We start from the raw sequence: 16,251 nt of genomic DNA, 5'->3' as shown, positions 1-16,251 counted from the left end.
CAAGTAAATTTATTTTCTTAAATCATTGATAATACTTGACTTTGGGTAGAAAAAATACTGATAATTAACGTTTATTCTAACGTAAATTATCAGTATTTTTCTTTTTTGAGTATATAAAATTTAGTGCTTATTTATTATTTTAACCCAAAGATTTAAAGCTACTATTCCTAACACTAAAATTACTATATCCATGAGTACAAATCCTGCACAAAGCATGAATAACTTGTTTACACTAAAACTGTTATTTAAAAAGAATACAACTACACCTACCCCATCTAGAATAATTATAACGATTACTCATAAGTTATCTAATTTTGAAGATAATGATCGCATAATCTTACTTAAAAATGGGAAAATTATTTCTTCTGGTAATGAAAAGTACTTGCTAGAAAACAGTTCTTTATATCAAGAACTTAAAAAGTATTATCGTGGAAGATATTAAACTATTTTGTATTCATAAGTTGAAATTGAAGAGCTAATTTTATCTAAAAATACTTTAGAAAATAATGTTATTAAGTTAGAAAAAATTGAAAAAATACGTGATGAATTATTTGAGTATGAACTAGCAGGAAATGGTAAAACTTGGCAACGAGAAGGCGCAGATATTTTGTTAGCCAAATTAGGTATTAATAAGGAAAGTAATTATTAATTTAGGCACACAAAAACCCGTAAAACATCTAGTTTTTACGGGTTTTTAAATTGTGTAAATTTACTTCTTTGCAGTGGCTTCTGCTTCAGCGGTTGTATTTGATGGTGTTAGTTTAACACTATTTTCAATGAATTGGACATCGCTAGCCTTAACATATGCATCTTTAATAGGCATATGATCATTTACATATTGTCCATTACTTGATAAACGAAGGACATCCTTCCAGTGGGAATCAGGTGCTAAGTGATAGAATTCTTCAGCCTTATTTTCACTTGGAACCCAAATGTATAATAATTTGTCTACTCTCCACCATTCAGAATTCTTGGTAATTCTAATGTTCTGAAGAGAACCATCGGCATTATACAAATCCGTAGTTTGAGTAAATTTAATAACTGAAGTTTGTTCAAGATTATAGTTATGAACTTGAAGCTTAGATGCTGGCTTAACTCCCATGGAGTAAAGCCAATTGTTTGTACCTTTAATGCGGTAAATGGCTTGGTCTCCACCAAATTGACCAATATAACCGGCAACTTTATCAGCACGAGAACCCTTTTCTAAGTAATCGACTGTGAACTTTTCACCATTCTTTGCATTTCTGACTTGAACAACATTGCCATTTTGGTTAAAGGTTACAATTGGTGTACCAAGACTGTCATTAACAGTTACAGTAGTTTCATCTTTACCTACTGGTTGGGTATTATTGTCAGTTGGCTTATTAGTAGTGGTATTTGATGAAGTATTGTTGCTACCTGATGCCATTGTGGTATTGGCTTTAATAACTGGTCCTAAGTTGTATGATTTAACATATTGCTTAGCTGGTCCACCTACTCTGAAGTAGTGTTTACCGTTCTTAAATCTGTAAGAACCACCGTAAGTAGTGATTGTTTGACCCTTATATAACTTCCATCTGTTTTGGTAACTAGTACGACGAGTAGAAGTTACATAGATGTAAGTGTTGTGAGTGATTCTTCTAGTTACACCGTCAATGTTGGTAGCCTTTAAGTATTGGTCTTTGTCGGCAACTTTGTAGTAAATGCCATCGCCAATCTTTACAGGATTAGCTACTAATTTAGCATAACTAAATGCATTGTATTTTACACCAGTGCTGTTGCCGTCTTTATCATAAGCAACGGCAGTGTGCATAATCATTTTATTGGTAATATTGGTGTCTGCAGCTTGAAGTGTGTGAGCCTGTGAGCTGAATGAAAGCATTGGACTTACAGCCATTAAAGTTGCAACTGAAGCTAAGATAAATTTATTTTTCTTCATTTTAATCATCCTCGTATTTTCATCTCCAACACTTCAATTATCTTTCTTTATAAGATTTAAAGCAACAAAAAAGGGATTGAATCACATGATTCAATCCCTTTTAGTACTTATTCATTCCAACTTACTTCATAGATCTTGTTTGAAACTGTCTTGTTCTTGCCATTAACCGTCTTGTGATATGCGACTGTTAAGTAACCGTGATTTTCATTAAGGATTTGAATACCTTCAAGTTCAGTATGCATACCTTGACCATAAATGTTGATTGGTCCTGCATTATCGGTTAAGTTAATTTGCAACCAATTATCAGTGTCAGTTCTAGCGAAGGTTGGAATTTTATAGATATTCTTTTTATGATAATGTCCGCCAAGCGTATCTGGAGCCAATTGACTAGAAACATAAATGTTACCTGCATTATCAAGATCATAACCTTGGATTGAGGTCACAACACCTACAAAATTAGGTACCATGAAACTTTCTAAGTAAGATACACCATCTAAGTTTACATAACCATTACTGTATTCAACACTATCAAGTTGATCGTTAATTACGTTATTATCGTAAATAGTAAAGTAGCCGTTCCCTGATTTATCTACAGTAGCTAACAAGAACTTAGAATAATCTGGTGATACTGCAGCTTCTGCACGATCTAATTCAGTACCTGCAAAATTGTAATTTCCTGCGCGGTTCAAATATGCTAAACGTGGCAAATCAGTGTTTGAGTAGAATACTTTACCTAGAGGATTAATATCAACTCGGGCAATTTGCTTATCCCACTTAGGACCTGGCTTTGTACCTACAAACCATTTACCTGATCTACCTGAATATTCCCAGGTTTGGGTGTGACCACCTGCACTACCATACATTGTAACTACTGGAGTAGTTACATTACCTGCATAACCACGTAAAACATGAATTTCATGTTGATCATTACGTAATTGCTCTGCGTAAATATACTTAGAACCTACATTACCTTTTTGTGCTACTGCCATGTAGCCTGTGTTTAAGTCAGCTGTGTGACTTGCTGAAATGTTAAATGCCTGTCTCATAATAAAACCTCCAAAAAATTTTCTATCTTCCTATTTGGAAGAATTTTCATTAATAATTTTTGCGACCTTCGCAAAAATATCCTTCACATCTTGGTCTTCCACCTTAAAACCTTTGGCTTCTAGTCCGTCGACTACTGCATTGACAATCCGATTGATTTTTTGATCGCTGGCTAAGCTTTCTTTGTTGTACAAACCAACGTAATTTTTCATCAGATCATCAGCAGTAATGCGAAATTGTTCCAGCCTTTTGTTTTTAAAGTGAACACGACTTAGAATGCCGATACCTATAATGCTGATGAACCACAACGCAAGGGTTGTCAGTTCAATATAATCATGGATATCCATTACTTTCACCTACCTCTCTATTTAGAGGGTGGGCTAAATGTCCATTGGACATCACCTCTGTGAGTTGCCAACAATTGTAAAATATTTCTATGTATAAGCATATTAAGTATTGAAAATAGTATGCTTATATACTACAATTAATGTATAAAAATATTGCTAATGCCATAATCCTCACTGCTAAATAAGATTTATGGTGATTAGTTGAATCACAACTTGTTGACGATTTACATAATATGCTTATCTACGAACTTAGTCAAGAGAAAAATACGTAAAAGCATATTATTTGCTTAGTGAAAAAGTGGAGAAACCCTTGATATGATTGAGTTTGAACGTACTAAGGAATTAGCTAAAAAAAATAAATTAACCTTGCTAGAAGTTAACGATAAAGCTGGACTAGGAAAAAGAACTATTTATAATTGGAAAGACAGGAAGCCTGGTTCATTAGCTTTAAGTGCCGTTGCTAAGGTCTTACATACTTCTACAGATTATTTAAGCGGAAGAACCGATGACCCTAATCCGCACCAGAAAGAAACAGTTGCTTTGGATCATGAAGTTCCTTATTCATATCATGGTTATCATGTTCCCGAAGAATATTTGAATATGGTTCGAGAACTGATGGAAAAGGACATTAGAGAAAGGCGTGCCCGTAAAAATGATCGTGGACAACAGTGAGAGAAAGAATAGATTAATTACTTATCTGTTTAATTATGCTTTTGATAATGATATTGGCTATGTTTTCTATAAGACTAACCCACGGTATCCTTCTCTTGCTTGGAAATGGAAACGTGAAATTGCTATAAATATGAACTGGCATAATCAAGATGAAGTTCCATTTACAATAGGTCATGAGATAGGACATGTTATGCTCGGTGGACCTAATACGAAGCAGCTTTGTTGTATTGCTTATGGAACGCAGATTGAAGAAGAAAAAGATGCAGATATATATTCTTTGCATCTTCTCTACAAGTATTCATGCGCCCAAGAAGATAATTTTTATGATCCATTATCTTTCGTAAAAGCATATGGTATTCCCAATAGAATGATTGGAGAAGCATACAAGATGTTTGCGGAAGAAGAAGGATATGATGCGCCCGACTTAATGATGGAGAATTACTAATTCAAATTTTATTAAATCGTATGAAAAAAGAGAATCCTATAATGATGGATTCTCTTTTTGTATTGTAAAATTTTCAAATTAATCAATTTGTTGTTAGAAGCTAAACTTTAATTTTGATATTATTCACTGACTACAGCGGCTGACTTATCTTCCGCCTCTGCTTTCTTAACTTTTACACTCATCTTAATAGTTACAAAGAAAACCGTTGCTTCTACAACTAGTAAAAGAATTAATGCGTAGCGCACGTCACTCATACCAGAAACAGTAGTAAAAATAGTAGTCATTACAGGTGATGATGCTATTGCAAAAGTATTTAATAAGCCAACAGTTGAGGCTAAGATTTTATGTTCAACTGTGTTAACCAACCATTGAGTTAACTTAATAGAAGAGATGCTGGCTGTTGCAGCTAACAAGAAAAAGAATGGTAAAACTGCATAAATGTGGGCTGAAAGTGTAGATAATGTAGTTAAAAAACTAAGTGCACCAGCAATAATTGTCATTGTAAATGCAGAAACGTTTCTGAATAATTGCTGACCGAACATACTACCTAAAGCAGCACCACAACTAACTAATACACCCATTACAGCCATAGTGAAGCTGTAATTTCCAATTAACATTGTTGACTTGTGTCCTGCCATTACAATTGGAATTAAAGCGCTCATTGCACCTAACACCCCGTTGAGCAAACCTACAATAACCATGATAGTTAATAATCCATGAGCTTTTTTAGCTTGAGTAAATGATGACTTCATAGTTACGAAGAACTTTTGCTCGTTTACTTCTTGTGGTTCAAGTGATTGACCGTCTTTTTTATGCTTTAAGCCAACACTTGCGTACAAAAGTCCTGCTGCTAAAAATGTAAATGCATTAATAAATGCTAGGTTGGAGTAAGACATGAATAAAAGCAAGCCAGAACCTACAAATTGGGCAACCATATTGATGATTTCTGATACACCACTAGTAAATCCTTCTGCTTCACCAAAATCTTTTTTACCTACGATATCTGCCACTAATGGCGCTACTAAACCGCCTGAGTAAGAACCAAAAGTATCTGAGAAGAAATTAATTACTACAACTGCAATTACTAGGTTCCAATCTGAAACTTTGGCTACAAATAAAATTCCAACGATTGCGTAAAGAACAAATCTAACTACTGCCATTAAAAAGATATTTTTAAACTTATTGCGAGTTTTATCTGCTAAGTAGCCAGCGAAAATTTCAAAAAGTCTAGGAATTGATTCTGAGATTGCGATTAAAGACAATGCAAGTGAGTAATTGTGTAGCTTACTTGCGTAAGTCATAAATGCTAAGTAGAAAAGCACGTCACCAGTACCTGAAAGGAAACTAGCGATTGAAAATCTTCTGTAATCTTTATTTTTCAAAAATACGTTCATAATGTTTAACTCCTTTGTTTTAATGTTGATTTAATCTTAGCAAGGAATTAAAATTATTTTTAAAAATTTCGTATTTGAACATTTGGAGGGGAAGATATGACAATTGGAGAATTATTGAAGGAATATCGTCAAAAAAAAGGCTTAACTCAAAAACAATTTGCGGATGGTATTGTAAGTACTTCCTACTATTCTAAGGTAGAGAAAAATGAACACAGGATTACTGTAGAAGATCTTGTTAAAATTTTAGAACATAATGATATTGCTATGTGGACTTTCTTTAGAAGACTTAGTCTAAAAGGAGATTTTCAGCATGAGTATATAATCAAGTTAGAGAATGATGTACTAGATGCTTATTATCATTCAAACAAGAACAGAATTGAAGAAATACGACAAGAAGTTGAGAAAAGTACTGTACCGAATAAAGATGAATATCTTTTGCTTATTGATGGATGGCTTGAAAATTTAAAGACGGAAGACGAAGAGCCAAATTTAGAGGTCAGAAAAGCTTTAAAAGATAAAATATTTAATATTCCAGATATTACTAAAGAAAAGCTAAATCTTTTTTGTAATTTTATGGAATTTTACGATCTCGAAAGTAATGTAATGATTACTAAAAATGCTATTGATAAATTTATAGATAGTAATGATACTGAAAGCCAAGAAGTTTTATTAGCAATAATTGATAATTTACTATATTTATCAATCAAAGAAAATAATTATAATTATGTAGATTATTTAATTTCAAATGCTGAAAAATTGCCAATTAAACCGCAGTTTTATTTCTATCAAAGCGTAATTTCATTTTACAAACATTTAGCTAATTATCATTTTAATAGTAATCAAGATGATGTAAATGCATGTCAATCTATTATAAAAAGCATGGAATTAACTGGAATGCAATCATATGGAACTGAATTAGAAGAGTTTTTAAAAGATCATATATAAAAAATGTCGTATTTGAACATTTTCTTACTTAAATGTTCAAATACGATTTTTTTGTTTCTTTTCAATGAACTTTCATATACTTAAAACATAAATTAATTAAGCGAGGAAATTTAAAATGAAAAGAATAAATAATTTAGTAGTTGGAATAATTTTAGGTACTGATAGATAAAATCTGAATTTTACCATATTGTACAAGGAGGTGACGTTTAGATGAATTTCAATTGTATCTTTAGACCTATTATTCATCAAATGTAATTTATGACTGAAAACGAAAAGAAGGAAGAAAAGGGGACTAAGATCGAAAGATCTTCAGAAAAAAAGAAACTTGAAAGTATTGTAGAGGGTTTGCTAATCAAGTTTAAGTAAATTAAAAAATCTTTTGACTATTTAAATTCAATTTTTAAAGGAAGTGAGTTTTTATAATGACTGCATTAGTATATGTAACTTTAGCTGCTGATAGACATGGTAATAAATAATAATCACATAGAAAGGAAATAAAAAATGCAAAAAACAGCATTACCAATATGGATTACACCATATAAGTAAAAATTTAAATTAATACAATTAAAGAAAGGGGAGATTACTTATGAGTATTGTTTGGGGAGACAGACCTTGGCAAAGAAGAGGTTGGTAATAAATTGAAAAAATTTATTGCATTAAGCTTTAAAAGGATTTTTTAGAAAGGAGCATAACTATGCGAGTACAACCTAATCGTCATATTGTAATCGATGTCGATATTGAACTTTAATACTGAAAAAATAGCGTGAAGAGTTATATAGAAAGGAAAAATTTGTTTATGAAAGCACAACCTAATTTTTTTTAGTGCAATTCTGTAATCATAAGTTGAAAGTCTTGAATACAAATACTAAATCTTATAAAATCAGGGCATAAGCCGTATTCATAACTTACTATCATGATTAAGAGGAATATTATGACAAATACTATTTATGGTTATGCCCGTGTTTCGACTGCTCAACAAGATTATGCAACGCAAATTGAGGATTTAAAACGAGCAGGAGTCACTAAAATTTTCAAAGATAAATATACTGGCACTACTGCTGATCGACCTGAATTTGATAAATTAATGGCCAAAATCAAAAATGGCGATACCTTGATCGTCACTAAATTAGATCGCTTAGCTAGAAATACCCAAGACGCACTTAATATTGTAAAGAAAATGAATGCTGAGGGAGTCATTCTGCGCGTTTTAAATATAGGAACTATTGATAATTCTCCAAGTGGTCGCTTAATTTTCACTGTGTTCAGTGCCTTTGCGGAATTTGAACGAGATTTGATTGTTAGTCGAACTCAAGAAGGTAAAGCATGGGCTAAAGCTAATAATCCTAACTTCCATGAGGGAATGCCGCGAAAATACAATCAAGAACAAATTGATTTTGCTTGGAAACTGCATACCCAAGATCATATGAGTTATTCTGAAATCAGCAAGAAATTAGGCATCTCCAAAGCGACAATTTATCGGCGCTTTAGAGAATTGCGAGGAGATTCTGCATAATAGCATGGCTTTTTTGTTGATTATAGAAGACAGTAATTTGATAGATAAATTTTAACTAAAAAAAAGAGTTTGAATTAATTTTCAATCTCTTTTTTAGATTGCTATAAGTCTTAAATTTTTGATTTGTTAGCTGTATTTTTTATCGAGTACTTATTTTTTTTTAATTTTTTAATTGACGATTAATATATTTGCTGATATATTATTAAATAATTTATTTATGCGGAGGAAAAATAATGAAGACTAAAAAAATCTTTTTAAATTTATTAGTGACATCTACTTTACTTTCCGTTGCTGCACCATTAGTAAGCGGAAAAGTTGAAGCAGATGTAGTGTCAACTCGAGATTCATCAAGATCACCTTTAATTTCTGCGGAAGTTGGGTTAGATGCTGGCAAGGAAAAACAAGTTTGGTCGGATGAGAAGGTAGAACAGTTAACGGAAACACTAAGTGAATTACATCCAGAGTTTACTAAAGAATATTTAAAAAAGCTGGTAAAGAGCCAATTAAACGATACAGGAATTCCTGCTCTGTCTAAAAATGATGTTATTAATTCTCATTTAACTGGTACACTTTCTGCTAAAGCAAATTGGAAGGGAATTACTGTAGCACAAATGGGGGCTATCATTGATACAATAATTGGTACTGTTGTTGGTGGTGGTGCTGGTGCCCTTACTAATGCTGGACTTAAAGCTGCTATCAGGAGAATGGGAAGAAAAGAACTAACAAGAGTAGTTCGCCAGAAACTTATTAGAAGATTTGGAACAGCTGGAGCCATTAGTTCGAAAGTCATTGATACAGCTTTGAATTATTCATCTCCTGGTACAATGATCGCCAAATATTGGGATCGACATGATGCATACCCAAATAATGGAAGAATTAATTTCTGGTAAAAATGAAAAAAATAATTCTTAAGTTGGTGCTAACCACATTCATTTTAGTCGTAATTTGTTATTTACTTCAAAAATTTATGCATAGTAACGGTAATTTTTGGAGTATTATTCCAATTTATTGGGCTAGTTCAGCAGCATATGAATTTCAAATGAGTACTAATATATCCAAAAAGATAAAATTAGTAGTTAATATTGTATTAATAGCTTTTGCAGTAGGATTAGCAATAACATTTATTTACATTTTAAATCATAATTAAAATAGACTATTAAGTTTAATAGTTTATTTTATGTATTAACTATCTCTATATGAGGTAGTTTTTTTATGTGTAGGGAACAAAATTTACATTTTTAGCAGGCCTACTCAAGGTGTATTTTTAAGCTAACTAAGAATAATATTAATTTGTTTCAAGTAAAGAAGTTCTTTCTAGAAATTATCCGAAAAGGCTTTTTTGCTTTTAAGTAACATTGTACTGATATTTAATTTATTGCACCTTGATGTATTTTTTTAGCTTTAATGTACAAAACTACCAGAAAAAGCCGCCCCTAGGGACGACCTTCTGGTATGGATTGATAGATCTCAGATCAACGAAGTAAACTATCAAGGAGAACCTTAAGGGCCTTTTTAAGAGCTTTCTTAAAGCACTTGAAGAACTTGCTGCGACGATCTACTGGTATTAATACTAACACGAAGATAAAATACCACTTCACGGAGCTATACCTCCTTCTACACGCAGAGTAAGAGGGAGCTGCCCTCTTCAAATGACGTGCAATTTTATTTTATCATGTTATAATGTAGGTAACACGAAGATAAATACACGATGATGTGTGTTGAGGACTAATTAGCTATTAGTTCGCAGAATTGTGGGCGGTCTCATGACCGTCTTTTTTGTTTTATAATTAAGTACAGGAAGATTGTCGCGTCCAATGATCATGGATGCATGCGCAGCAAGACGATAACTTGCGAACGCGCGGTGGCTCTGCATAATAGCAGGGCTTTTTTGTTTTAGAAATCATTATTCAAAGCTAATTTCTGACTTAATGCTATAATTATTTATGTAAAGATTTTTTTATTTTTATTTTTTTATTTAATCGACACAGTTGTCGACAGTTTTACTTATTTGAGGCTCACGGTTGAGCGTCGCAAGATTGTAACCGATGATGTATCTGACGGAACTAGCTAGGTTATGATTGAATTGTTTAACAGAAAAGCTCCGGTGCGTTAGTAGCCTAATCCTGCTAACTGGGTTAAATTCCAAGCATGTGTTTGCGATTAGGGCATTTAATTTTTTGAGTATTATTAAGGTCGCACTTTTTTATTTTTTAAGCGCGGCTTTTTTGTTCTCAAAAGTTAGTTCAAAAATAGCTTCCATTGAAGAATTTTTGAATTAAAAGGAGTGGCCAAAAATGTAAAGTTGGTCCAAATATTGTTTATTAATAGAAAGGAAAAAGGTAGTAAAAATGTTGGTATTAATTAGAGGAAGACCATTGTTTTAAAGGTGAGTTTATTAATTGAAAAGGTTGTAGAAATGTCATGTAGGAAACTTGCTCCTGGATGGCATTTTTGTTTAGAAAGAGCAACGCAGTTTGAAAGCGTGACTTGCTAATTTTTCGTAAAGAAAAATTAGCTTGGAACAGATTTCAAACTTGCTGTTGCGTGTGTTGTGCAAGATAGGTTGGGGTGAAAAAAGCGGCTGTCTCTTTTTAGCGTAGCTTTGTTTTTGGCTTTGAAATTTTTGATAAAAAATTTCATTGCTAAAAAACATTGCGGAGCAGAAAGAGACAGTCGCAGGCGCTGATATCAGCGCTCGCTTCAATCGACTATCACTGCTAAACCTACTTTTAATAGTAGGCTTAGATGCATTATTTTCGAAAAAAGTCCCACTTTGGCAGGCAAGTAGAAAGTAATGTTGCTTAGAACGAGCCGCGTGTCGATGGCAAGACATAAAATTGCTGATTTGGAATTGAAAAATTCCTGCTTGGCTCGGCGTTTTAACTTTTTAAATATGGAGGGTAAAAATGCCTAAAAATTTACGGCACATTTTTAGATCAGAATTGATCAAACAAAGAAAAAATGGCATCAAAACTTCTCGCCAACAAATAAAGAAAGCACACAACGGCAAGATAGCTGATTACCGTCATATTTTTTCAGATAACTCCTATAAAAAACATTGGGCTAGAGCTCAAAAATTTGCGGATTTTTGTCGGGAAAATAATATTAAAAAAATGGAAGACATCACGCCTAACTTTGCTCAAAAATATCTATTGTATGAACGTGATCAACACGTGAATGGCTATCAAGGATATTCTGCTTCAACTATCGGATCAGATGCTTTAATGATCAATCACATAATGATTGGCTCTGGCCATTGGAAAACAAACCAAAAATTGCAAAAAAGCAAGCTGCCTGGCATGCCAAAAAGATCAACTTTATTGGCAAAACAAAGACAAAAATCGATGAACAGCAGAGAATGGATTAATACTCATCCTCATACTTACGCCCAATATAAAAATCAAATTGATACTATTCGTGCTTTTGGTTTAAGGCGGCGAGAATTAACTGGTGGTACTTCGCAAAATGGCAGAGATGGTTTAGGTGATCGATCACTTTATCAAACTAAAGATGGTAGATTATTTGCAATTGTACAGGGCAAAGGTGGCAAGATTCGTTGGACTGAATGTCGACAAGATTTGCAAAAAGAAATGAAACAAATTTATCATGGAAAAATTCGACCTATTTCTGAAAGACCGAAATCTAAAGCAGAATTTCGTCATAATTTAAAAAACAATCAACCTTTTTATCGTTCATTTGATCATAATGTTCCCACTCATATTCATCGAGCTAATTACGCTCAACATATGATCAAGCAGCTTAATCAACATCAATTTAGCGGTACCAAACAGAAAACAATTTATTATCGTAATGGCATAAAAGCTAATGGTAAAACTAGGTACTCTAAAGGAGTTAAAACCATTAATCTACATCAAAATTATCGAATCGGTACTTATCAAGCACAGTATGGCGCATACTATCAATTGTCCAAATATATGGGTCATAATCGATTAGACGTCTTACAAAGTTACTTAGGAGAAGGAAGATAAATAGCAGGATTAGATACATTCTAAAATCTCAGTAAAGAGCATAAGGAAATCTGCTATCATGCACAAAGTTTTATGCATGATAGCTTGGTAGTACCAAGCGATTCCTCAATTTAGTAGATGCTATCATCACAAGAAATTTCCTCCATATTTATGGAGTTTATCAATCACTGGTGTAACAGTATTCCTCCACCTTTATGGAGGAAATTAAGAAGCGAAAAATTGGCATAAAAAAGGAGTGAACACTTCATTGTTCACTCCTTTTTTATGTTTATTGATCGTCGTTATTGTAGAAATCAAAGTTCTGTTCAGAACCATCATCTGGATTATCAGCAGCAACACTTAACTGATCAGAATTATCAATCAACGAATTTACTGAAGTTAGTTGATCATCAGATTGACTTTCAATAGAAGTATTTGAATGTACTTTTGATTCACTATTTTGACCAATTAAATCAGAAATTTTTTCTGGTAATTGATCAATCTTAGCATCAATTTGACTCAACAATTCAGCAAGTTTGTCTTGTTGATTAAGTTGTTGACGCAAGGTTTGTACTTCCCTTTCCAATGAAGCAATTACTTGCTTATCTGATTGCTTCTTAGCCTTTTCTAACTTAAAGCGATCAACTACAGCTAATTTAGTAGTTTTTGAAAATTCTTTATCTGAAGCTGAAAATCCTAACTTCTTAAGTTGAGTTTCAACGTCCTTTAAAGTAAGTGTCTTGTCTTTTGTTGCTTTAACAGCAGCCTCAAAGATTTCATATTTCGAGAAATTGCTCATTTAGAACACCTTCCATTTTCTATCTAATTTAGAAAGCTTTTGCTTCCACAATTAAGCATAGAATAAGGCGATCGATTACGGGGTAATTTCATTATTTTGCATAAAATGCTAAATTATTTTCTCTTTATAAATTTCTTTTGACGTATCACTCGTCGTATTTACTTGATTTTTTATTTTCGTTTGAAAAGACGGTTAAACCAACTATTACTTGATTTTTTAACATTCTCGTTTGATTGATTATTGACTTCTTCAACTGAACTCGGCTCTTCATTATCGCTGTCAACACTGGAATTACTACTTTCTAGCAACTTCTGCGCCACATTATGCGAATCGTTAGCTAACTTACTAATGATTGCACTTTGACTTGTCCAGTTAGCAATTTGTTGATCCTTTTCTTTTATTTGCTGGTCTTGCTTTTCAATTCTGGCAATTAATCGCTTGTTTTCTTCAGTTAGTTGCCTTACTTGTTCTTGCAACAACTCCGTAGTAGACGGGATCTCTGAAACCTTATTACGTGGGGATTTATGGGCTTTTAAGTATTGTTCAACGTATGTTGCGTTGAAATACTTAGCCTTGCCTTTGGTGTGGTCAGGGCTAACATGCCTATCTGATAACCACCTACTTACAGAAGCTTTGCTAACCCCTGCTATATCAGCGATCTGAGTTACTGTATAAGTTTTATTTTTATTAATTTTCATGTTAACTTGCCTCTTGTTAGCCTAACTTAAAAGCTTACATATATATTCTAGTATAATTTGCTACCAAAAGTGCTACCGAAAAGGTAGCACCTATAAATCCTTGGTATAATAGGCTTTTTAAGCCTTTTCTAGTTTAACTGCTACCGATTGCTACCAATTATTTTAAAAATGGTAGCACCTATAAATCCTTGATATAACAGTTTTTTTAGCTTTAGTGCTACTATGCTACCGTTTTTTTTGAAATATAAAAATAATAAAATAAATAAAAATAGACCAATAATCATACACATATATATATATGTGTGGCTGTGTGAACTAAAAAAAAACGGTAGCATCGTAGCAGCCCTATAAACGTTGATATATTAATAAAAATTAACAAAAAAGTGCTACCGAAAATGGTAGCACTTTTGGTAGCACCACTAAAAAAACCCCTTTCGGGGCACTTTTAGTAATCTAATTTTTTTAGACCAATTTCTGAATCAATATCATTTTCCACATTACCGGATAAAAGCATTATGTTCATCCAAACTTTGGTATTTATTCCCCCAATTCTTCTAACTGCTTGATGATAGCCTAATTTTTTCATCTTCTTATTAAATTTTCGATCAGTCATGCCTTTTACTTTTAAATTGTGTTTATCTGCCCATTCTACAAAGTTATCATAGAGTTCTTTCTTACCCACAATCCAACCATGATCGCCCACGTATTCAGGGTCAGCTTCACATCTTGAAGCTATGAATCTAGCTACAGGGTCACTATCAAGCTGGAATTGTTTCCAATTCTCCTCAATGGCTTCGGATTTTGGAAGTACGTCTTGTTGAGATTTTCCAGTGTCTCTACCTAACTTAACTATTGAGAATGCATCAATACACTGTTTAGCAAATGCGCCACGCTCTTTAGTAATTGCAAGCATCCCATATTTCTTCTCGAAGTTAGGAATTTTATGCCACTTAAAAATATAAATTCTACGCTTTTCGGCATATCCTAGATTCTGGATTTCTGGCATGTCATTAGTTGCAAATACCATTGTGGCGTAGTTAGCAAAACGTAAATTTCCCTTGTTCTTAACCTCAGCATCGAAGGGGTTACCACCCGTTAATTGCTTAGCAGTACCCATCATTGATGAATCAATGTACGATGCATTCAAATCATCATAAGTGTTAAGTTCTTTGTGGTATAGTTCCGCAAGTGCGAAGTTAGTTCCTGTCTTAACGATTTGATCGAATGATAGATGAGAGTTAGTCCTAGAACCTATTAGCTTAGAACCCCAATAGTCTAAGAATTCTGACTTACCATCTCCACCTTCACCAGTTAAGAAGATCATGAATTGAAGTGGCTTGTACGAACGGTAGAAGCTTGCACCAATGAATATTTTCATCAGTTCTAATTGCTTCTCATCACCGCCCAAACTCTCCAATAACCATTGATTCGTACATTCCGCATCACCATCTTCAAGGTCATAATCTCGCTTATACGTGAAATAGCGTTCAGGTGAATGTTCTACATTCTGATTGGTCATAATATCATAATCATAATAATCAAATGGAACGTAATTCAGGTTCATGTTTAATGGATCGTCCTGATCGAATGTATCTTCATATTTTCGCCTATCCATTAAGGCTGAAACAAGATTAGCAGTATCGTTAACCACTTTACTACTCAGTAGATCATAGGAGTGTTGATGATCGTCATCATAGAAGTAACTAGCAACAATATTACGCATACCAGCAACATCAATCGGTTCCCAATAGTCACCGTTGTATAAATACATTGTTGATTTTCCGCTTTGATCAACGGCAGAAAACATATAATTTTCGTCTAAAATAGTCTGTGCCAAAAGATTTGGTTTAGCACGCCACCCTTTTGTATTTCCGTTTTGATCAATAATAGGTTCTGCCCAACTAGGGCGAGCTTTGAATTTCTGCTTGTCCTTTGCGTTTTCCGATGAGCTTTTAACAAGGTGTAATGAATTTTCTTCTTCTGTCTTTTTCGGCATAATAAAAAACCTCTCAAACTTACAGTTCGCTGCAAACTTAGGAGGTAATCATAACTCTTAATATTTATACGATGTATTTTTACTCATGAATTGAAAAAATGCATGTTTTTGTTTATAATTAATTAAGAAATTGAGATTATTTCGGCTAAGTTCGCGTATCAGGGTCCAATCTGTTAACGAACTTTTTATTTACGCTATTAATTGTAGCATATCATTAATTGATATGCTTTTTTATTTGGGAATTAGGTAAGCGTATTTGGAATTAAAAGGTGGTGTAAACTTATGGGAAGTTTGGTTAGAGCTGGACTTAAGTTTGTTGGAAAATCAGCAGTAGGCGGCGCAGCTGCCTGGGGCTTACATAAGCTAACTCATTGGGATTTCTAATAAAAAATAGTAATGTTAGTGTTTTTTGCATTTTAGCAAAATACGATTCAACTAAAATAAAATTTTAGAAAAGAAACATACTAACCTAGTGTTGGATCATGAATCGACGGATTCACGATCTGGCACTT

13 protein-coding genes are annotated in these 16,251 nt (G+C 33.3%); 6 read left to right on the top strand and 7 right to left on the bottom strand.

The annotated features are described in order from the left end of the window. Positions 1-709: 709 nt before the first annotated feature. The 3 genes from CP366_RS09245 to CP366_RS09235 form a co-directional block, all read right to left on the bottom strand. On the bottom strand, positions 710-1,918 hold the full coding sequence (locus CP366_RS09245) for an SLAP domain-containing protein (protein ID WP_089147750.1): 1,209 nt from the start codon (positions 1,916-1,918) through the stop codon (positions 710-712). Between the two features lie 107 nt (positions 1,919-2,025). Next, on the bottom strand, positions 2,026-2,964 hold the full coding sequence (locus tag CP366_RS09240; protein ID WP_089147751.1) for a helveticin J family class III bacteriocin: 939 nt from the start codon (positions 2,962-2,964) through the stop codon (positions 2,026-2,028). Between the two features lie 30 nt (positions 2,965-2,994). Beyond that, complete coding sequence (locus tag CP366_RS09235; RefSeq protein ID WP_089147752.1) at positions 2,995-3,309, bottom strand: helveticin; 315 nt, start codon at positions 3,307-3,309, stop codon at positions 2,995-2,997. A gap of 315 nt (positions 3,310-3,624) precedes the next feature. Between CP366_RS09235 and CP366_RS09230 the strand changes: the two genes are divergently transcribed. Further along, on the top strand, positions 3,625-3,981 hold the full coding sequence (locus CP366_RS09230; RefSeq protein WP_087236276.1) for a helix-turn-helix domain-containing protein: 357 nt from the start codon (positions 3,625-3,627) through the stop codon (positions 3,979-3,981). Next, on the top strand, positions 3,962-4,426 hold the full coding sequence (locus CP366_RS09225; RefSeq protein WP_056985405.1) for an ImmA/IrrE family metallo-endopeptidase: 465 nt from the start codon (positions 3,962-3,964) through the stop codon (positions 4,424-4,426). The genes CP366_RS09230 and CP366_RS09225 overlap by 20 nt, the downstream gene beginning before the upstream one ends. 119 nt (positions 4,427-4,545) lie before the next feature. Here CP366_RS09225 and CP366_RS09220 read toward each other — a convergent pair whose 3' ends face one another. Continuing rightward, entirely contained in the window at positions 4,546-5,820 is a 1,275-nt protein-coding gene (locus CP366_RS09220; RefSeq protein ID WP_089147753.1) for an MFS transporter, read from the bottom strand. A 96-nt stretch (positions 5,821-5,916) separates the two neighbouring features. Between CP366_RS09220 and CP366_RS09215 the strand changes: the two genes are divergently transcribed. The 4 genes from CP366_RS09215 to CP366_RS09195 all read left to right on the top strand — a co-directional run bounded on the left by CP366_RS09215 (position 5,917) and on the right by CP366_RS09195 (position 12,267). Further along, complete coding sequence (locus CP366_RS09215) at positions 5,917-6,765, top strand: helix-turn-helix domain-containing protein (protein WP_089147754.1); 849 nt, start codon at positions 5,917-5,919, stop codon at positions 6,763-6,765. A gap of 931 nt (positions 6,766-7,696) precedes the next feature. After that, positions 7,697-8,278: a recombinase family protein gene (locus CP366_RS09210; RefSeq protein WP_089147755.1), complete on the top strand. Its 582-nt coding sequence runs from the start codon at positions 7,697-7,699 to the stop codon at positions 8,276-8,278. 233 nt (positions 8,279-8,511) lie between these two features. Then, the gene (locus CP366_RS10960; RefSeq protein ID WP_233197983.1) at positions 8,512-9,168 is read left to right on the top strand and encodes a hypothetical protein; all 657 of its coding nucleotides are present in this window, start codon (positions 8,512-8,514) and stop codon (positions 9,166-9,168) included. Between the two features lie 2,016 nt (positions 9,169-11,184). Then, on the top strand, positions 11,185-12,267 hold the full coding sequence (locus CP366_RS09195; RefSeq protein ID WP_089147757.1) for a hypothetical protein: 1,083 nt from the start codon (positions 11,185-11,187) through the stop codon (positions 12,265-12,267). Positions 12,268-12,535: 268 nt separating this feature from the next. Here CP366_RS09195 and CP366_RS10815 read toward each other — a convergent pair whose 3' ends face one another. The 3 genes from CP366_RS10815 to CP366_RS09185 all read right to left on the bottom strand — a co-directional run bounded on the left by CP366_RS10815 (position 12,536) and on the right by CP366_RS09185 (position 15,739). After that, positions 12,536-13,045, bottom strand: a complete 510-nt coding sequence (locus CP366_RS10815) for a hypothetical protein (protein WP_180707116.1) — start codon at positions 13,043-13,045, stop codon at positions 12,536-12,538. Positions 13,046-13,215: 170 nt separating this feature from the next. Then, a complete protein-coding gene (locus CP366_RS09190; RefSeq protein WP_089147758.1) occupies positions 13,216-13,743 on the bottom strand; it encodes a helix-turn-helix domain-containing protein in 528 nt (175 codons plus the stop codon). A gap of 445 nt (positions 13,744-14,188) precedes the next feature. Beyond that, complete coding sequence (locus CP366_RS09185) at positions 14,189-15,739, bottom strand: phage/plasmid primase, P4 family (RefSeq protein WP_089147759.1); 1,551 nt, start codon at positions 15,737-15,739, stop codon at positions 14,189-14,191. Positions 15,740-16,251 lie beyond the last annotated feature (512 nt).

Source organism: Lactobacillus sp. UMNPBX15, assembly GCF_002553785.1.
GTDB classification, from domain to species: Bacteria; Bacillota; Bacilli; order Lactobacillales; family Lactobacillaceae; genus Lactobacillus; species Lactobacillus crispatus.
The sequence above is the reverse complement of the archived record's forward strand: the minus strand, read 5'-3'. Positions and strand labels throughout refer to the sequence as shown.